The organism is Bartonella sp. AP20NXHL (assembly GCF_042196165.1).
Lineage (GTDB): Bacteria > Pseudomonadota > Alphaproteobacteria > Rhizobiales > Rhizobiaceae > Bartonella.
In genome coordinates, this window is record NZ_JBHIPV010000001.1 from 201,873 (window position 1) to 220,254 (window position 18,382).

The following is an 18,382-nucleotide window of genomic DNA, read 5'->3' on the forward strand; positions in this document are numbered from 1 at the left end:
GTGAATATTTTATAAGGGATTGTATTACATAGTTTCTGTGAAAATAGAAAAGTTTTTAAGTATAGTCTTTTTATCTTGCAAAAATATGGCAAAAAATGGAAATATTTTTTATTAAAATGAACTATTTCCTTACCAATTTGTAAGGTTCCTTCTTCATATAAATCTCTTGTAATTTTTAAATAAATCTCCATAATAAGAGCATATATGCTGGAATTCTGTCAGTGATTCTTAAGGGTTTTTGTATTTGCCCAATTAAGGCTTATACCAAGCTTATCTGTGTAATGACAGAGACACTTTTAAAGCCCTATACCTGACAGAACATATGCTAAAGGATTTTATATTATGGCTAATTTTAAAGATTTACGTTCGGCACCTGCTTCTCATGCCGATGCATCAATTGATCAGGGATTACGCGACTATATGTTGGGTGTCTACAATGCAATGGCCATTGGTTTGCTTATTACAGCTGCTGCCGCTTATGCAATTGTATCATTAGCAACGACAACAGATATGAGCCAAGCAGCAGCTCAAATCAATAGCAGTGTTTATCTAACACCACTTGGAGTAACATTTTATACATCGCCATTCTCTTATATTGTTATGTTTGCACCACTCATAGCAGTCTTATTCCTCAGTTTTAAAATTAATACATTGAGCACAAATGCTGCTCGTAGTCTCTTTTTTGGTTATGCTGCTCTGGTTGGTCTTTCACTGTCTTCAATCGTTTTGCGCTATACGACAGAAAGTGTTGTGCAAACCTTTGTCATTTCCGCCGCAACTTTTGGAGCTCTTTCACTTTATGGATACACAACAAAGCGTGATCTCACAGCAATCGGTTCCTTCTTATTCATCGGATTGATCGGCTTGTTTCTCTCCATGATTGTGAACATTTTTCTTGGATCAAGCGCTTTGCAGTTTGCTATCTCTGTGATTGGTGTTTTTATCTTTGCTGGTTTAACAGCCTACGATACCCAGAGCATTAAGTTGATGTATTATGAAGGAGATGAAAGCGATACCAGAGGACGTAAAGTTATTATGGGCGCGTTGAATCTTTATCTTGATTTCATCAATATGTTTGTCTTCTTGCTACAGTTTCTTGGCTCAAACCGTGATTGATTGCAAAAATCATAACTTAATTAAAGAACCTTGTTTCTAAAAGAGACAAGGTTCTTTTGTTTTTAGTGTAAGTCTTTACCCTTGGCCTCTTAGGGACTATTCTTTTCGTAAAATGACAAAAATACCTTATAAGCAAAAATTCCCTTGGTTTACCGGTTTTATCCAACAAAAACTCCACAGCTCCCTTTTTAATGCAATTCACAGCCGCTCTCATCATCAATCAAACATCATCAATCAAAATAGTAATTATGATCTGACCGTTGCTTCCTATAATGTGCATAAATGTGTAGGTGTTGATAAAATTTTTAATCCTACAAGAATTGTCCGTGTTATTACTGAATTACAAGTTGATATTCTTGCTCTTCAAGAAGCAGATAAACGTTTTGGGGAACGCATTGGTTTGATTAATCTTCAGCTATTAAAAGCTGAAACCGGTTTGATTCCTGTACCTCTTAATACTATGTCACCTCATGGCCATGGTTGGCATGGGAATGCTCTTTTTTTGCGAAAGGGATATGTACGTGATACTTTACAAGTCACTCTTCCTAGTATTGAACCACGTGGGGCTGTAGTTGTAGAGTTGGAAATGGAAGCAGGCCCTATTCGTATTATTGCGGCTCATTTTGGCTTATTACGTTACTCTCGTAAACAACAAACAAAAATGCTCCTTGAAATTTTCCAAAAACGCCCCCTTATGCCTACACTCCTTATAGGAGATTTTAATGAATGGCGGATGGGAAAAGGCTCATCTTTAAATCATTTTTCTCCCTATTTTGATAGCACTTTTGAAGTTGTACCAAGCTTTCCCTCTCGCTTTCCTTTTTTAGCCCTTGATAGAGTTTTTTCTTTTCCCCACCAATTGGTAACAAGTATTGAAAATCATCATTCACCGCTTGCACGCATTGCTTCAGATCATTTGCCTATCAAAGCCTATCTTAATCTTTCTAACGCAATCAACATTCTTAAAAATAAATAAAAAAATTAATGTGCCTCATCCCAATTTTGAGCCGTCATGACTTTTACTTCAAGCGGTACAGATAAAGATAGAACCGGTATTGTAGCATTTTCCATAACATTTTTAACAACAGTCATGGTTTTTTTACTTTCTTCTTCTGGTACTTCAAAAATCAGTTCATCATGCACTTGCAGCAACATTTTTGCTGATAGTTTTTCTTCTTTTAAAGCATCTTCCATATGTATCATAGCGCGGCGAATAATATCGGCCGCAGAACCTTGAATTGGAGCATTGATAGCTGCTCGCTCATTAAGAGAACGAATTTTTACATTCTTTGCTTTTATTTCTGGATAATGGATACGACGTCCAAAGATTGTTTCTACATAACCATTTTCACGTGCAAAGATTTTAGTTTTCTCCATATAATCTTTAATTCCTGGAAATCTTTCAAAATACAGTTGAATATAACGACCCGCTTCTTGGCGTGAAATTCCCAATTGATTAGCTAATCCAAAAGCTGAAATACCATAAATAATACCAAAATTAATCGCTTTTGCACGCCGTCGTATATCTGAATGCATTCCTTCTATCGCAACACCAAACATTTGTGATGCCGTTATAGCGTGAATATCATGCCCTTTAGCAAAAGCTTCTTTTAATGCTTTTATATCCGCAATATGTGCAAGAATGCGCAACTCAATCTGACTATAATCAGCAGAAAGTAACACACGTCCTTTGGGAGCAATAAAAGCTGTTCGGATTTTACGCCCTTCAGCAGTTCGCACTGGAATATTTTGCAAATTTGGCTCTGATGATGATAACCGACCTGTTGATGTTATTGCCAAAGAATAATTCGTGTGAACTCGCCCTGTTTTTGAAAAAATATAAGAAGGCAAGGCATCTGTATAGGTAGATTTTAGCTTTGCAAGTTGACGCCACTCAATAATTTTACGCGGTAAAATATGACCTTCAGCAGCCAACTCTTCTAAAGTCTGTGCAGAAGTTGACCATTGTCCACCCTTAGTTTTGGCGCCTCCAGGCAATCCCATTTTGCCAAAAAGGATATCCCCTAATTGCTTTGGCGAAGCAATATTAAACTTTTCATCAGCTTGTTTGTAAATTTCCTCTTCTAGAATCAAAGCAGCTTGTGCCAACTCTCCGGAAAGACGCAATAAAATCTGCCTATCAATAAGAATCCCCCGTTCTTCCATTCTTGCAAGAACTTTTACAAGGGGTCGATCAAGACGCTCATAAATTTTTGTCATCCCACGAGCAACAAGTTGTGGTTTCAATACTTGCCAAAGGCGTAGCTTTATATCAGCATCTTCCGCCGCATAAAGGGTTGCTTGTTTTAAATCTACTTGTGCAAAAGAAGTAATTTTTTTTCCGTTATGCGTTAAATCTTTATAGGCAATTGGTTTATGCTCAAGCCAACGTTCAGACAAATCATCCATATTATGGGTTAAAGTTCCAGCATCAAAAGCATATGATAAAAGCATGGTGTCGTCAAAAGAGCTTATCATAATGTCGTATTGCTTCATCACCAACCAATCATATTTTATATTATGACCAATTTTTAACACCGCTGAATCTTCTAATATCGGTTTTAAAAGTGCTAAAGCTTTTCGGGCCTCAATCTGTGAGGCAATGCGCCCGCCCCTCAAAAGGTCCTCTTCTCCTTCATCAAAATGTTCAAGAGGTATATAAGCTGCTTTTTCCGGCTGTAATGCGAGTGAAAAACCAACAAGCTTTGCTTGCATCGGATCAAGAGATGTTGTTTTAGTATCAAAAGCGAAAAAACCCTGCTCCTGTGCTTGTGATAACCACTCTTTTAAAATTTTCTCATCAAGAATTGTTGTATAAGCAGCTCTTGTAATTTTTTGAGTCAGCGCTTGATCTTTACGTTTTTGTGCAAAAACTTGTGGAGAATTTTCAGAAAAACTATGAAGAGATGCGTGCTCAGTATTCTTGATCTCAGAATCATGCCTGGGGCTTAGTTTTTCCCATTCAACATCTATATCAAGTGCGTCAATAACAGCTGCATCGCATGACGTTGCCTCTGCCACGCGACGCGTTAATGTTGAAAACTCCATCGCTTTCAAAAAAGCAATTAAACGTGGACCATCTTGTGGCTCCAAAACAAAATCATCTAAATCATTATCTATAGGAACATCTGTTTTAAGCCTGACAAGTTCACGAGACATTTTAACTTGTTCTCTATAAGCTTGAATGTTTTCACGCCGTTTTGTTTGTTTAATTTCTGTTACGCGTTGCAATAAAAGATCAAGGGAACCAAATTCATTTAATAACTGAGCTGCAGTTTTTGGACCAATGCCTGGAATACCCGGTACATTATCTGTTGAATCTCCAATTAATGCTTGTAAATCAATCATTTTTTCAGGCGCAACACCCCATTTTTCTATAACTTCTGAGATACCTATATGCTTATCTTTCATTCCATCATACAAAGATACATGCGTATTTACGAGTTGCATAAGATCCTTATCAGAAGAAATAATGGTTGTTTTTGCCCCAACCTTTGTTGCAAATTTTGTATAGGTAGCAATTAAATCATCCGCTTCAAAGCCTTCCTTTTCAATACAAGGCAAATTAAAAGCCTTCGTTGCTTGGCGTATTAGCGCGAATTGAGGAATTAGATCTTCAGGAGGTTCAGCGCGATTCGCTTTATATTCAGGATAAATTTGTTTCCGAAAAGTATCAGATGAATAATCAAAAATAACAGCAAAATGTGTTGGAACAACACCCGTAGCTGTATTACGAGCATCACATAGTAATTTCCATAACATATTGCAAAAACCAGCTACTGCTCCTACAGGAAGTCCATCCTTTTTACGTTTTAAAGGCGGCAAAGCATAATAAGCACGAAAAACATAGCCTGATCCGTCAACCAAAAAAAGATGATCTGCTGCTTTCATTACAATTTTTTCTCCATTTCAGCTAAAAAAACAATTTGTCCTTATATATTTTTTCACTTTGCCTCTAAAAAGCCATTTTTTCTTTTCATAAGACATGAAGTCGTTGCACTTTATATTAAGTACCTAGAGCTTTTCTTTGCTGTTACAGGATTAATAGCTTTCATTTTGCTCCTCCTATGATAGCTGAGGTACGATGTAGCGACAGGGTCGTTGTGGTGTTCCCCTCCCCACAACGACCGTTTTTTTTGACATCGATATTCTTTAATTTCAATCGTGACTTTTTTAGAGAAAAGATGATGTTATTCATGAATTTTGAAATTATTCCACAGAGCTTTTTCACCCATTTTGTAGATAAAATCAGCGTGTAACTTTTTTTCTTGCGTACTCAATCTTGAAGGTAAAGCCTGTGGGCGAATTTTAACGGCATAAGATGTATCTTTATCATTCTGGATATGTTCATCAACACCCCTTCTGTTATCAAAACCCAATACACCTTGTTTTCCACCGATAAGCTCAATATAAACATCGGCTAGAATCTCTGCATCAAGCAAAGCACCATGAAGAACACGATGGCTGTTATCAATTCCAAAACGTTTGCATAAAATATCAAGAGAATTAGGACCCATAGGAAATTTACGCCGCGCCATAGCCAGTGTATCAAGAATATTATCAACACTGATAAGCGGTTTGTTGACACGTTTTAATTCTGCATTAATAAAACCAATATCAAAACTCGCATTATGCGCAATCATTGTCGCGTCTTTGATAAATTCTAAAAACTCATCAACAATATCACTAAAACTTTTCTCGTTTTTTAGGCGTTCATTGGTTAATCCGTGAATTGCTACAACTTCATCAGGAATAATAACGCCTTCAGGGTTTAAATAAACATGAAATTGGCGTCCTGTGAGATAACGATCAACCATTTCTACACAACCAATTTCGATTATGCGATCTTTTTCTTTATCTAAACCTGTTGTTTCTGTATCAAAAATAATTTCCCGCATAACTTCAATTCTTTAGTTTTTTTATTACATCAAAAACCTGTTGACGTGTATTCTCTAAATCTTTCCCTGTATCAATAATAAAATCAGCACGTTCTCGTTTTTTTTCATCTGGCATTTGTTGAGCATTGATAAAGGCAAATTTTTTCTCATTCATACCTTGGCGAATCATGACACGTTCTTTTTGTATTTCTGGTGGAGCAGAAACAACAATAACGCTATCCACACGACTTTCACCATTTTTTTCAAACAAAAGTGGAATATCAAGAATAACGAATTTTTTCCCTTGTTCACGCGCTATATCAATAAATACCCTTTCTTTTTCTTGCACCAAAGGATGAATTATTTTTTCTAATGTTTGTAATTTTTCTTTATCATCAATCAAAATTTCAGAAAGTTTCAAACGGTTAACTTCACCGTTTTCAACAACACCAGGAAAAATACGCTCTATGAATGACAAAGCTGGCTCACTTTTATAAAGCTGTTTTACTGCTTCATCAGCACTAAAAACAGAAATACCCGCTTGCTTGAAAAAATCAGCAACTGTTGATTTTCCCATAGCAATTGATCCCGTTAATCCTATGATCTTCATTCTCTTTTTTCACTCATATCCTCTAAAATAGCTGTCCGTAAAGCTTTTGTTACCTGTGGTCTTATTCCAAACCACTGTTCAAACCCTATAACAGCCTGATGTAGAAGCATCCCAAGTCCATTAACCGTCTTGAGATCACAAGCCTTTGCCTGTTGTAAAAAAGGAGTTATCAATGGTGTATAAATAATATCTGTTACTAACGCCGTTTTTTTTGCTTTATGAAAATCGCAAAAAAAAGAATCACTTTTTTCTTCTGGATTTTTTATACCAATAGAGGTTGTATTAACAATCAAATCAGCTTGATGAAGTATTTCATGGATTTTATGCCAATCGTAAACTTTAATGATTTTTCCAAAATGCTGAGCTAAATTATCAGCACGTTGTTTTGTACGGTTAATCAGATAAATCTGTTCAAATCCGCGTTTTTTTAAGGCATATATGATAGCGCGTGCGGCACCACCTGCTCCAAAAACAAGAGCTGTTTCCCCTCCCCAATCAGATGCAAAATCATCAAGATTAGCGCTAAAACCATAGGCATCGCTATTCGTGGCACAAAGCTTATCTCCTTCATACCAAAGTGTATTAACAGCACCAATCATTGTTGCTCTCTCATCTTTATAATCTGCTAAACGAAAAGCTTCCTGTTTATAAGGTAAAGTAACATTTCCTCCACAAAAGCCTATTTTTTGTAAAGACGCAATAAAATGACTGAATTCTTCAGATGTTACTTCTTGTGCAAGATATTCTCCTTGTAAACCATATTGTTTAAGCCAAAAATTGTGAATTTTTGGCGATCTTGAATGATGAATTGGAGAACCAACAACAAAAGCACGCGGATAATTTGTTTTTTTTATTGTTAAGTCAACCATCAATAATTCCTAAGTGGCGCAGTTTTATGAGTAGAGGCAGTAAAGGTAAACCAACAATGGTAAAAAAATCTCCTTCAATTTTTTCAAAGAGATGAATTCCTTCTCCTTCAATTTGATATACTCCCACGCTGTTTAAAACATCTTTTCCTACGCGTGCTAAATAACGTTCAATAAATTCTGATGAGAGTAAACGAACGGACATATGTGCACTAAAAGCTTCAACCCAAATTTTTTGACCATTTTTAAATAAAGCTACCGCACTATGAAGAGAATGGGTTTTTCCTGATAATTCACATAAACGTTGATGTGCTTCTTTAATATTTGTTGCTTTGTGAAAAACTTGACCTTCAAAATCAAGAACTTGATCACAACCAATAACGAAAGCATCAGGAAAACGATCTGAAACATTTTTTGCTTTTGCGCTCGCAAGAAAACAGCTGAGTTCTTTAGGTGTTTTTTCTTTTGCTTTTTTTTCTACTTCTCTTTCATCAAAAGAAGCTCCTTCAATGGAAAAATTTAAGCCTGTTTTTTTTAATAATTTTGCACGATAAAAACTAAGAGATGCTAATATTAACGTATCTGCGTTCATGAGAATTTTCTCTCATTTCCTTCACGAAATCGTGATAACAGTTCAAATATTGCAGCAGCAGTTTCTTCAATAGAACGTCTTGTGACATCAATAATAGGCCAACCAAAACGTTCGCAAATGCGTTTTGCATAGATTAATTCTTCAGCTATGTTGATACGATTTGTATAATTATCAAGAGCAAAACTTTCTCCCAAATCTCGATTTTGGCGGATATGTGAGATTCTTTCAGCTGAAGCAATTAAACCAATAATTAAAGAATTTTTTGCCTCTAAAAGGGATTCTGGCAAATCAATATTAGGAATAAGAGGAATATTAGCCGTTTTTATTCCGCGATTTGCTAAATAGATACTTGTTGGCGTTTTAGAGGTTCTTGAAATTCCCACAAGAATCACATCTGCTTCGGATAAGCTACTGGAAGACTGTCCATCATCATGCTCTATTGTAAAATCCAGTGCCTCAATACGGCGAAAATAATCCGCATTAAGATCATGTTGTGCGCTCGCACGTAAATGTGTTGGCATTCCAAGGTAAGACTGAAAAGCATTTAAAACAGGATGTAATATATCAATACAGGGAACTTTTATTTTTTTACACATTTTTTGAAGGAGAAGTTTAAATTCTTCATCAATCATTGTGTAAAGAACAATACCTGGTTCTTGTTGTATTTCATCAAGAGCTTTTTGTAACTGTATTCTATTACGAATCATAGGATAGATATGCTCTGTTGCCTGACTCATTGCATATTGCGATGCTACAGCTCTTCCAACAGAGATTAATGTTTCTCCCGTTGCATCAGAAAGCATGTGTAAATGAAAGAATTTTTTTTCTTTTGTCACAAAAATTTTAACTCCTTGTTAAGATATGTGTATATATCTTCACCGTTTTTTATAAAACTAAAATTTAGGAAAAATTCTCCTTTTTTATGCACAAATTAAATGTTTGTGATAATTTAATCCCTCTTATAAAAAAAGAGGGGATAATATCTTTAAGATAGTGTTATTTTTATTCTTTTTTAACTTCCTTTTGTGGATAAAATTGAGGATAAATAATAATCCACACTAAACACAGTTATAAATAAGAATAATCCTTTCTTTAATATAAATTTATTAATATAAATTTCTGTAAAAATACTTTTGAATAGCATTTCATTAATGCTATAAATTTAACTTACATTTTTGTTATTAAAATAATTAAATACTATTTGGATTTTATATTTTTTCAAGTTTTTCATATAATTACTTAATATTACAGGAATAAATTTCATATAAATGGTACTTGCAGATTAAAAAAATTGAGTGTAGAATATTTTTTTCTTAATAATATTTCACTCATAAATTTCCATAAATTATTTAGAACAATCTTCTCCATTACAAAGAGCATATTTCATGCAAAAAATGAAACTACAAGAACTTAAAAGCAAAAATCCCGTTGAGCTTGTTTCTTTTGCTGAAACATTAGAAGTTGAAAATGCCTCCCTTATGCGCAAACAAGAATTAATGTTTGCTATCTTGAAAAAACTTGCTCTACAAGATGTAGAAATTATAGGAGAGGGTGTTGTTGAAGTTTTACAAGACGGATTTGGATTCTTGAGATCTGCTGATGCTAATTATCTTCCTGGTCCTGATGATATTTATCTTTCACCTGCACAAATACAGTCGTTTTCTTTAAAGACAGGTGATACAATTGAGGGTCCTATACGCAGTCCAAAAGAGGGAGAACGTTATTTTGCTCTCCTTAAAATTAATACAATTAATTTTGAAAAACCTGAAAAGATTCGTTATAAAATTCACTTTGATAATCTCACTCCTCTTTATTCAAATGAACGTTTCCAAATGGAAATACAAGATCCTACAGAGAAAGATATGTCATCACGCGTGATTGATTTGATATCTCCATTGGGAAAAGGACAAAGAGGGTTAATTGTAGCTCCTCCTCGGACGGGAAAAACAGTTTTACTTCAAAATATTGCTCATTCTATTACCACTAATCATCCTGAATGTTATCTCATTGTTCTTTTAATCGATGAACGACCAGAAGAAGTTACTGATATGCAGCGTTCAGTGAAAGGAGAAGTGGTTTCTTCTACTTTTGATGAACCAGCAATACGTCACGTACAAGTGGCAGAAATGGTCATTGAAAAAGCCAAACGTCTCGTTGAATATGGGCGTGATGTTGTTATTCTTCTCGATTCTATTACACGTCTTGGGCGTGCATATAATACAGTTGTTCCTTCTTCGGGTAAAGTTTTAACAGGTGGTGTGGATGCAAATGCTCTCCAGCGTCCAAAACGTTTTTTTGGTGCAGCGCGTAATATTGAAGAAGGCGGATCTTTAACCATTATTGCAACGGCTTTGATTGATACAGGAAGTCGTATGGATGAGGTTATTTTTGAAGAATTTAAAGGAACAGGTAATTCGGAAATTGTTCTTGATCGAAAAGTTGCTGATAAGCGTATTTTCCCTGCTATGGATATTTTAAAGTCAGGAACGCGTAAGGAAGAACTTCTGGTAGAACGACAAGATTTACACAAAATTTTTGTTCTTCGTCGTATTTTAGCATCTATGAATGTAACAGATGCAATTGAATTTTTGATTGATAAATTAAAGCAAACAAAAAACAATAGTGAATTTTTTGATTCAATGAATACGTAGAGTCATTAAAGTTTTTATTAGGATAAAACCTGTGGATACAATCTTTGCTGTTTCGAGTGGATTGTTACCTTCAGGGGTTGCAGTCATTCGGCTTTCTGGTCCTCATGTTGTAGATATAGTTAAAACGCTTTGTGGTCGTTTACCTAAAGCACGTTTTATGCATTATGGAAATCTTACTGCTCGTGATGGTAGTTTTTTAGATTCTGGTTTAACTGTTTTTTTTCCTGCTCCTCATAGTTTTACGGGGGAAGATTGTGCAGAATTCCATTTACATGGAGGAAAAGCCGTCGTTAATCGTTTTCTCGATGAATTATCGACATTTTCTGGATGCCGTATTGCAGAGGCAGGTGAATTTTCACGTCGTGCTTTTATGGAAGGAAAATTAGATCTTGTTCAAGCAGAAGGTCTTGCTGATTTAATAGAAGCAGAAACGGAAAGCCAACGGCGTTTAGCTGTTATGGGTACAAGTGGACATTTAACGACGCTTTATCGTGATTGGCGTCATAAGCTTATGAAGGCGCGTGCTTTTATTGAGGCAGAACTTGATTTTGTTGATGAAGCAGATATTCCCAACGCAATATCTGATAAAGTTTGGAAAGATATTGAAGATCTTTGTACCTCTCTTCGAGAATATATTACTGAAGGAGAGCGTGCGAGTATTTTACGTGATGGATTAAAAATTGTTATTGCTGGTGCTCCTAATTCTGGAAAATCAAGCATTATGAATCGTCTTTCAGGAAGATCTGTTGCTATTGTAACGGAAGAAGCAGGAACAACCCGTGATGCTTTAGAAATGAGAATTATTCTTGGTGGTTTACCTATTTTTTTAACGGATACTGCTGGTTTTAGAAAAACAGAAAATAAAATAGAACAGATGGGAATAGAAGTTGCTAAACAGCATGTTATGGAAGCTGATTTGGTTATTTTGGTTTATGATATAGGAAATCCTAAGCAAGTTGATTTACCAGAAACATCGGCTGAAATATGGTGTGTTGGCAATAAGCTTGATCTTTATGAAAAAAATGATCAGCGTTGGTCTATACAATTTTCCGCATTAACTGGTTTAAATTTTGATTATTTTATAAAAGAACTTGAATCATTTTGTCATCATCGTGCTTCTGAAATTGGAAATATTGTTCCAGCACGTAAAAGACAACTTCAATTGTTAAAGGAGGCTGTTAAAGAGATTGAATTTTCTCTTAATTATCATTCTCTTGATCTCAGTTTACGTGCAGAACATCTCCGTTGTGCAAGTGATTTTCTTGGTAAAATTACAGGAGATATTGATGTTGAAGATTTGCTTGATATTATTTTTTCAGAATTTTGTGTTGGTAAATAATGATTCACGTGAAACATTGATTATTTCATAGACAGATTATAAAGATTATGTAATTTATATATTGTTTCACGTGAAACCTTAGAATATTTTCTACGGAATGAATTAAATGCAATCATATGATGTTGTTATTGTTGGTGGTGGTCATGCTGGCTGTGAAGCAGCTTCAGCTTCAGCACGTGTAGGAGCCAAAACAGCGCTTGTTACACATAAAATATCAGCATTGGGAACAATGTCGTGTAATCCTGCTATTGGTGGACTTGGAAAAGGGCATCTAGTTCGTGAAATAGATGCATTAGATGGTCTCATGGGAAGAGCAGCAGATGCTGCTGGAATTCAGTTTAGACTACTTAATAGACGTAAAGGACCGGCAGTAAGAGGACCACGAACACAGGCAGATAGACAACTTTATAAAAAAGAAATTCAAAAATTATTAAAAGAACAAGAAAATCTTACTCTTATTGAGGATGAAGTTATTGATCTGGTTGTTAAAGATAATTGTGTATCAGGTGTTATTTTAAAAAAACAAGGAATAATTTTATCTGGTGCTGTTGTTTTAACAACAGGGACATTTTTAAATGGCTTTATTCATATTGGTGATAAAACATGGGCTGCTGGACGTATGGGGGATCAGTCAAGTGTGAAACTTGCTAAACGTTTAAAAAATTATCATATAAAACTTGGTCGATTAAAAACAGGAACCCCTGCTCGTTTGAGTAAAAAAACAATTGCTTGGGAAGCTCTCCAAAAACAACAAGCAGATGAAAATCCCATACCCTTTTCTCTTTTAACAGAGAAAATTGAACAACCACAAATTGAATGTGCAATAACACGTACAAATGAGAAAACACATCAAATTATTCGCGATAATATTTATCGTTCTGCTTTATATTCTGGAAATATTGAAGGGTTAGGACCACGTTATTGTCCTTCTGTTGAAGATAAAATTGTTAAATTTGGAGAACGTGATGGACATCAGATTTTTCTAGAACCAGAAGGATTAAATGATGATACCGTTTATCCAAATGGTCTTTCTACTTCTCTTCCTGAAGATGTGCAAATTTCTCTATTGAAAACCATTGAAGGATTGGAAAATGCTATAGTTTTGCAACCTGGTTATGCTATTGAATATGATTTTGTTAATCCACAACAATTAACGAGAAGCTTAGAATTACGCTCTTTACCAGGTTTATTTTTAGCAGGACAAATTAATGGTACAACAGGATATGAGGAAGCAGCAGCACAAGGACTTTTAGCTGGATTAAATGCTGCACGTAAAGTAGGTAAATTAGATGAAATACTTATAAGTCGATCTACGGCTTATATTGGTGTTATGGTTGATGATTTGGTTTCACGTGGTGTTTGTGAACCTTATAGGATGTTTACATCACGTGCCGAATTTCGTTTATCTTTACGATCTGATAATGCTGATACGCGTTTAACACCTTTGGCACAAAAATGGGGTATTGTGAATAAAATACGTTGGGAATGTTATCAGAAAAAACAACAACGGCTTGATCAAGCACGATCAATATGTCAAAATATTTTTTTTACACCTAATGAAGCTTCTGCTCATGGATTACATGTTAATCATGATGGAATTCGGCGTTCGGCTTATGATTTTCTTGCTTATCCTCATATGACCTTAGAGCGTCTTTCAGATTTTTGGCCACAATTACAAAAAATTGATTCTAAAACAGCAGAATCTTTAGAAATTGAAGCACAATATGCGGTTTATTTAGATAAACAAGCACAAGATATTGCTTCTCTTCAGAGAGATGAGCATTTAGAAATTCCTTCTTCTCTTGATATTCAGGCAATTTCAGGTCTTTCAAATGAACTTAAATCAAAAATTAAAGAAGTATCGCCGCGTTCAATTGCTGATGCACAAAAAATTGATGGCATGACACCCGCTGCTTTATCTCTTATTATTACATATATTCAACGTCAACGACGTGAAAAGGCTAAAACAGCTTAATGGATTTTTCTATAGAAAAAAAATATCAACAATTATTAAATATTGTTCCTTCTGTTTCACGTGAAACAATGGAAAATTTAATTCAGTTTGAGTCTTTAATACTTCAATGGAATGCGCATATTAATTTGATATCTGCTACAACAATACCAGATCTATGGACACGACATATTCTAGATTCAGCACAAATTTTTCCTTTGTATGCTCATTCTTTACATTGGTGTGATTTAGGATCAGGAGGAGGTTTTCCTGCAATTGTGATTGCTATCTTTTTGAAAGAAAAAAAAGAAGGACATATTAATCTTGTTGAAAGTAATGGGAAAAAAGTTGCTTTTTTGCGAACAGTTATTGCTCAACTTAATCTTCCAGCAACGGTTTATCACGCTAGGATTGAAGATATATATCAAAAAATTCCCATGTCTGATATTATAACGGCACGGGGATTAGCGCCGCTTAATACTCTTTTACAACTTATTTTTCCTTTATTAACAGAAAAAACTATAGCTCTTTTGCAAAAAGGTCGGGATTACGCTACAGAAATAAAAAATGCCTCTGCCAATTGGCACTTTGATCTGTTAAAACATAAAAGTAAAGTTGATGAAAATTCTGTTATTTTGGAAATTTCTCATATTCGATCATATAGAGGGTAGAGCAAAATGAGCGAAACACGAATTATCGCTATTGCAAACCAAAAGGGTGGAGTCGGAAAAACAACCACAGCAATTAATCTTGCAACAGCTTTAGCAGCCATTGGTGAAAATGTTCTTATTATGGATGTTGATCCACAAGGTAATGCAAGTACTGGTTTGGGGATTGATCGTAATAGCCGTCCTTTATCGTCTTATGATGTTTTGGTTTCGGGCGTTTCAATTACACAGGCGGCTTTAAAGACAGCTGTACCCAATCTTTATATAGTTCCCTCTACACTTGATCTCTTAGGTGTGGAAATGGAAATTTCTTCATCAAAAGATCGCATACAACGCTTACGTAAAGCTCTCTATGATGATCCGGAAATGGAAAAAAAATTCAATTATATTTTAATTGATTGTCCTCCCTCCCTTAATCTTTTAACACTTAATGCTATGGGGGCCGCGGATTCTGTTTTGGTACCTATGCAGTGTGAATTTTTAGCACTTGAAGGTTTAAGTCAATTACTTGAAACAGTAAAACAAGTGCGATCCGTACTTAATCCATCTTTAGAAATCCAAGGTATTGTTCTAACAATGTATGATGGACGTAATAACCTTTCAAATCAAGTTGTTGAAGATGTACGTTCTTTTATGGGAGATAAAGTTTATCGTACTGTTATTCCACGAAATGTAAGAGTATCAGAAGCACCTTCTTTTGGAAAACCTGTATTGCTTTATGATCTCAAATGTGCTGGAAGCCAAGCTTATTTGCGTCTAGCATCAGAAATGATACAACGTGAAAAACAAGCACGCGCTGCTGCTTAAAAATATAAAAAAATAATCTAAAAATTCAAAGAGAAAAATTATGAATGATGATCTCTCAAAAAAAAGACTAGGACGTGGATTAGCTGCATTGATTGGAGATATCAATTTAAACAACAATATTGCACGTTCATCAAGCTTTGATAAATTAAATGAATCCGGTAGTATTTCTGAGCGATTTATTTCTATTGAATCTATTTCATGTAATCCTCACAATCCTCGGCGTCATTTTACTGAAACAGAGCTTGATAATTTGGCACAATCAATTCGTCAACACGGTGTGGTTCAACCGGTTATTGTAAGGCCTTTAAGAGATCATCCTCATCGGTTTGAATTGATTGCGGGTGAACGGCGCTGGCGTGCAGCACAACGTGCAAATTTAAGTCAATTACCCGTTATTATTCGTGATGTGGACGATAAAACCGCTTTGGAATTGGCTATTATTGAAAATGTTCAGCGGGCAGATCTTAATCCTATCGAAGAAGCAAAAGGATATGAGATGCTTTTGAATGAGCATGATTATACACAAGTAGATTTAGCACAAGTTATTGGAAAAAGTCGTAGTCATGTTGCAAATACGCTTCGTTTATTAAAACTTCCAGAAAGAGTACAACAATTCTTAACGGATGGACAACTTTCTGCTGGTCATGCACGTTGTCTTATAACCGTTGATGATCCACAAAATTTAGCTGAGAAAATTATTCGTGAAGGGCTTTCAGTACGTCAAACAGAAATACTTGCATATGAGAAAGCCAATCCTAAAACTAAAAAGCGTACCAATACGGAAAAAGATGCTGAAACAAAATCTTTAGAAAAATTACTTGCAGATGTGATAGGAATGAAAGTTATTATTCGGCATGGTAAAAAAGGTGGCGATTTAAAAATACATTACTCTTCATTAGAACAATTAGATGAAATTTGTCGGCGTTTACAAAGTTAATCAATTGTTATAAAAAGATTTTTAACAGTTATCTCTTAAAATTTGGATTATTCTATACATATGTTCTTTAACAAATTCTAGATTTCTTGAAGGTAAAGAGTTTTTTTCATAAGTATAATTTTCCTCATCAGTAAGTACATATAATGTCGCTTTAAGTGCTAGGTGAGCAACAACAAAATCTTTTGGTGTGATATTATTTTCTTTTAAAATATTCACAAGTTTTGGATTATTAGAAATATAGGCAGCATATTTTTCAATATGATCATCATAAGTATTGATATCACTTTTTGTATTTGTTTGTTCTGGTTCTGAAGCTAAATTTCTACATTCTTCTTTGATTTTTTCCAGCTTTAAAAGAATATTTTCTGTTAAGGGATAATTTGCAATGAAAGGCGGTATAAAAGAAGGATCATCTATTTCTTGTTTTTTTTCTTGAGCGTATGATACAAAAGGAAAAATGAAGAAAAAACACAATAGAAGTTTAAACATGACTAAAAATTATCCTTTCTTTTTTGAATTTCAATAAATACTTTTCCGTCTGTTATTCTTTATTTTTAGAAAAACATTTGTAAATATAATCGAAATAAAAACAATTATTAGGAATGATAAAAATACGGTGATTTTTTAATGCACTGACTTCTTTATTAGATTAAAGGGGTGATATTTTCTAACATTTCATAACTGATTAGTTGCTCAAAATGAGTTTTTCACAGCTATCTAAAAGAATTGTTGCTTTGTAAAAATGTTTTTTAACAAATTCAAGATTGTTTAGAAATATAATATTTTTCTCAGTAGAATATTCCTTTTCAGGTGCAAATATGAGAAGCGCGGATATTTCTTTAAGTACTAAGGTTCCAGCAGCAAAATCTTCTGGTTTGATATTATTTTTTTTTAAAATATTCATAAGTTTTGGTTTACTAGAAATATAGGTAGTGTAGTTTTCAATATTAGAGTGGATACTAGAATCATAAGTGATAAGATCATTTTTTGTTTCTGGAAGTAAATTTTCACATTCTTTTTCAATTTTTTCCAGTTTTAAAAAAAAATCTTCTGTTAAGGGATAATTTGCAACGAGAGGGGATATAAGAGAAGAATTATCTGTTTCCTTTTCCTCTGCTCTTGTTAGTTGAATATGTATCACGAAAAGAAAAAGGAGAAACAAACGTAATACGAACTTAAGCATGGTTAAAAATTATCCTTTCTTCTTCGAATTTCAGCAAAAACTTCTTCATCTGTTTCTTCTTCCATTACAAGGTTCCTTCGCAACACACTATCATCCCAGCGGAGAAAGGGATTGGTGGCTTTTTCTTGCCCTAAAGTGACAGGTAAAGTCATAGCGTTTTTTGCACGTAGCAAAAAAACTTCCTCTATTCTTTGGTGGAGTTTTTTATTATGTGGGTCAATTGTTAGTGCGAAAAGAGCGTTATTTTTTGTATATTCATGTCCACAATAGAGAAGTGTTTCATCAGGAAGTTTACGAAGTTTTTTTAAAGAATTTAACATTTGTGCAGGTGTTCCTTCGAAAAGACGTCCACAGCCCAATGAAAAAAGTGTATCTCCAGCAAAGAGTAAACTCTTCTCAGGAAAATAGTAAGATAATGCGCCTAAAGTATGACCAGGTGTTGAAAGAGCTAAAAGCAGGTGTGTGCCAAAAGAAAAACTTTCATCAGGTTGAAGTGTTTGATCAAGATAATTGATCTTTTCTTTTTCTGCTTCTGGCCCGATAACCATAGCGTTGTAAACTTGTTTTAATTCTGATAGGGCTTCTACATGGTCGTGATGATGATGAGTTACAAAAATAGTGTTAAGTGTCCAATTGTGGCGCTTTAAAGCATTGTGGATTGCTTTGCTTTCAGGAGCATCTATTGCAGCTGTCATACCACTTTTTTCATCATGAATGAGTATACCAAAATTGTCTTCTCGACAAATAAACTGTTCAATCAACATATTTTTTTCTCCCGAACAGTG

Annotated in this window: 17 protein-coding genes; 8 read left to right on the top strand and 9 right to left on the bottom strand. The window is 34.6% G+C overall.

Annotated elements, in window-relative coordinates:
- Positions 1 to 342: 342 nt before the first annotated feature.
- On the top strand, positions 343 to 1,116 hold the full coding sequence (locus tag ACFILL_RS00695) for a Bax inhibitor-1/YccA family protein (RefSeq protein ID WP_273790181.1): 774 nt from the start codon (positions 343 to 345) through the stop codon (positions 1,114 to 1,116).
- Between the two features lie 112 nt (positions 1,117 to 1,228).
- Positions 1,229 to 2,092: an endonuclease/exonuclease/phosphatase family protein gene (locus ACFILL_RS00700; RefSeq protein ID WP_375643022.1), complete on the top strand. Its 864-nt coding sequence runs from the start codon at positions 1,229 to 1,231 to the stop codon at positions 2,090 to 2,092.
- 5 nt (positions 2,093 to 2,097) lie between these two features.
- Here the strand turns inward: ACFILL_RS00700 and polA are convergent, their stop codons facing one another.
- The 6 genes from polA to ACFILL_RS00730 all read right to left on the bottom strand — a co-directional run bounded on the left by polA (position 2,098) and on the right by ACFILL_RS00730 (position 8,897).
- Entirely contained in the window at positions 2,098 to 5,007 is a 2,910-nt protein-coding gene (gene polA, locus ACFILL_RS00705) for a DNA polymerase I (RefSeq protein ID WP_375643023.1), read from the bottom strand.
- A gap of 299 nt (positions 5,008 to 5,306) precedes the next feature.
- On the bottom strand, positions 5,307 to 6,014 hold the full coding sequence (gene dnaQ / locus ACFILL_RS00710; protein ID WP_273790178.1) for a DNA polymerase III subunit epsilon: 708 nt from the start codon (positions 6,012 to 6,014) through the stop codon (positions 5,307 to 5,309).
- 4 nt (positions 6,015 to 6,018) lie between these two features.
- Positions 6,019 to 6,603, bottom strand: coding sequence for a dephospho-CoA kinase (gene coaE, locus ACFILL_RS00715; RefSeq protein WP_375643024.1), 585 nt, complete (start codon positions 6,601 to 6,603; stop codon positions 6,019 to 6,021).
- Positions 6,600 to 7,472: a shikimate dehydrogenase gene (locus tag ACFILL_RS00720; protein ID WP_375643026.1), complete on the bottom strand. Its 873-nt coding sequence runs from the start codon at positions 7,470 to 7,472 to the stop codon at positions 6,600 to 6,602. Before ACFILL_RS00720 ends, coaE begins: the two co-directional genes overlap by 4 nt.
- Complete coding sequence (locus ACFILL_RS00725) at positions 7,465 to 8,061, bottom strand: Maf family nucleotide pyrophosphatase (RefSeq protein ID WP_375643027.1); 597 nt, start codon at positions 8,059 to 8,061, stop codon at positions 7,465 to 7,467. Before ACFILL_RS00725 ends, ACFILL_RS00720 begins: the two co-directional genes overlap by 8 nt.
- Complete coding sequence (locus ACFILL_RS00730) at positions 8,058 to 8,897, bottom strand: pyruvate, water dikinase regulatory protein (protein WP_273790174.1); 840 nt, start codon at positions 8,895 to 8,897, stop codon at positions 8,058 to 8,060. The genes ACFILL_RS00725 and ACFILL_RS00730 overlap by 4 nt, the downstream gene beginning before the upstream one ends.
- 549 nt (positions 8,898 to 9,446) lie before the next feature.
- Here ACFILL_RS00730 and rho point away from each other — a divergent pair.
- From rho to ACFILL_RS00760, 6 genes are all read left to right on the top strand, one after another.
- Entirely contained in the window at positions 9,447 to 10,712 is a 1,266-nt protein-coding gene (gene rho, locus ACFILL_RS00735) for a transcription termination factor Rho (RefSeq protein ID WP_015857121.1), read from the top strand.
- A gap of 31 nt (positions 10,713 to 10,743) precedes the next feature.
- The gene (mnmE, locus tag ACFILL_RS00740) at positions 10,744 to 12,051 is read left to right on the top strand and encodes a tRNA uridine-5-carboxymethylaminomethyl(34) synthesis GTPase MnmE (protein ID WP_375643028.1); all 1,308 of its coding nucleotides are present in this window, start codon (positions 10,744 to 10,746) and stop codon (positions 12,049 to 12,051) included.
- Positions 12,052 to 12,157: 106 nt separating this feature from the next.
- Positions 12,158 to 14,026 carry a tRNA uridine-5-carboxymethylaminomethyl(34) synthesis enzyme MnmG gene (gene mnmG, locus ACFILL_RS00745; protein WP_375643030.1) on the top strand — a complete coding sequence of 623 codons (1,869 nt, stop codon included), beginning with the start codon at positions 12,158 to 12,160 and terminating at the stop codon, positions 14,024 to 14,026.
- Positions 14,026 to 14,673, top strand: a complete 648-nt coding sequence (gene rsmG, locus ACFILL_RS00750; RefSeq protein WP_375630633.1) for a 16S rRNA (guanine(527)-N(7))-methyltransferase RsmG — start codon at positions 14,026 to 14,028, stop codon at positions 14,671 to 14,673. Before mnmG ends, rsmG begins: the two co-directional genes overlap by 1 nt.
- A 6-nt stretch (positions 14,674 to 14,679) precedes the next feature.
- A complete protein-coding gene (locus ACFILL_RS00755) occupies positions 14,680 to 15,477 on the top strand; it encodes a ParA family protein (protein WP_273790170.1) in 798 nt (265 codons plus the stop codon).
- 40 nt (positions 15,478 to 15,517) lie between these two features.
- Complete coding sequence (locus tag ACFILL_RS00760) at positions 15,518 to 16,414, top strand: ParB/RepB/Spo0J family partition protein (protein ID WP_273790169.1); 897 nt, start codon at positions 15,518 to 15,520, stop codon at positions 16,412 to 16,414.
- A 21-nt stretch (positions 16,415 to 16,435) separates the two neighbouring features.
- Here the strand turns inward: ACFILL_RS00760 and ACFILL_RS00765 are convergent, their stop codons facing one another.
- The 3 genes from ACFILL_RS00765 to gloB all read right to left on the bottom strand — a co-directional run bounded on the left by ACFILL_RS00765 (position 16,436) and on the right by gloB (position 18,361).
- On the bottom strand, positions 16,436 to 16,903 hold the full coding sequence (locus ACFILL_RS00765; RefSeq protein WP_375643031.1) for a hypothetical protein: 468 nt from the start codon (positions 16,901 to 16,903) through the stop codon (positions 16,436 to 16,438).
- Between the two features lie 196 nt (positions 16,904 to 17,099).
- Positions 17,100 to 17,555 carry a hypothetical protein gene (locus ACFILL_RS00770; RefSeq protein ID WP_375643032.1) on the bottom strand — a complete coding sequence of 152 codons (456 nt, stop codon included), beginning with the start codon at positions 17,553 to 17,555 and terminating at the stop codon, positions 17,100 to 17,102.
- Between the two features lie 44 nt (positions 17,556 to 17,599).
- On the bottom strand, positions 17,600 to 18,361 hold the full coding sequence (gene gloB, locus ACFILL_RS00775; protein ID WP_273790166.1) for a hydroxyacylglutathione hydrolase: 762 nt from the start codon (positions 18,359 to 18,361) through the stop codon (positions 17,600 to 17,602).
- Between the last annotated feature and the right edge of the window lie 21 nt (positions 18,362 to 18,382).

What these genes read in the sequence shown, in the direction of transcription:
- polA (WP_375643023.1), bottom strand. Translation starts at nt 5,007, where the DNA reads ATGAAAGCAGCAGATCATCTTTTTTTGGTTGACGGATCAGGCTATGTT.
- gloB (WP_273790166.1), bottom strand. Translation starts at nt 18,361, where the DNA reads ATGTTGATTGAACAGTTTATTTGTCGAGAAGACAATTTTGGTATACTC.
- rsmG (WP_375630633.1), top strand. Translation starts at nt 14,026, where the DNA reads ATGGATTTTTCTATAGAAAAAAAATATCAACAATTATTAAATATTGTT.
- coaE (WP_375643024.1), bottom strand. Translation starts at nt 6,603, where the DNA reads ATGAAGATCATAGGATTAACGGGATCAATTGCTATGGGAAAATCAACA.
- dnaQ (WP_273790178.1), bottom strand. Translation starts at nt 6,014, where the DNA reads ATGCGGGAAATTATTTTTGATACAGAAACAACAGGTTTAGATAAAGAA.
- ACFILL_RS00720 (WP_375643026.1), bottom strand. Translation starts at nt 7,472, where the DNA reads ATGGTTGACTTAACAATAAAAAAAACAAATTATCCGCGTGCTTTTGTT.
- ACFILL_RS00695 (WP_273790181.1), top strand. Translation starts at nt 343, where the DNA reads ATGGCTAATTTTAAAGATTTACGTTCGGCACCTGCTTCTCATGCCGAT.
- ACFILL_RS00755 (WP_273790170.1), top strand. Translation starts at nt 14,680, where the DNA reads ATGAGCGAAACACGAATTATCGCTATTGCAAACCAAAAGGGTGGAGTC.
- mnmG (WP_375643030.1), top strand. Translation starts at nt 12,158, where the DNA reads ATGCAATCATATGATGTTGTTATTGTTGGTGGTGGTCATGCTGGCTGT.
- rho (WP_015857121.1), top strand. Translation starts at nt 9,447, where the DNA reads ATGCAAAAAATGAAACTACAAGAACTTAAAAGCAAAAATCCCGTTGAG.
- ACFILL_RS00725 (WP_375643027.1), bottom strand. Translation starts at nt 8,061, where the DNA reads ATGAACGCAGATACGTTAATATTAGCATCTCTTAGTTTTTATCGTGCA.
- ACFILL_RS00765 (WP_375643031.1), bottom strand. Translation starts at nt 16,903, where the DNA reads ATGTTTAAACTTCTATTGTGTTTTTTCTTCATTTTTCCTTTTGTATCA.
- ACFILL_RS00760 (WP_273790169.1), top strand. Translation starts at nt 15,518, where the DNA reads ATGAATGATGATCTCTCAAAAAAAAGACTAGGACGTGGATTAGCTGCA.
- ACFILL_RS00700 (WP_375643022.1), top strand. Translation starts at nt 1,229, where the DNA reads ATGACAAAAATACCTTATAAGCAAAAATTCCCTTGGTTTACCGGTTTT.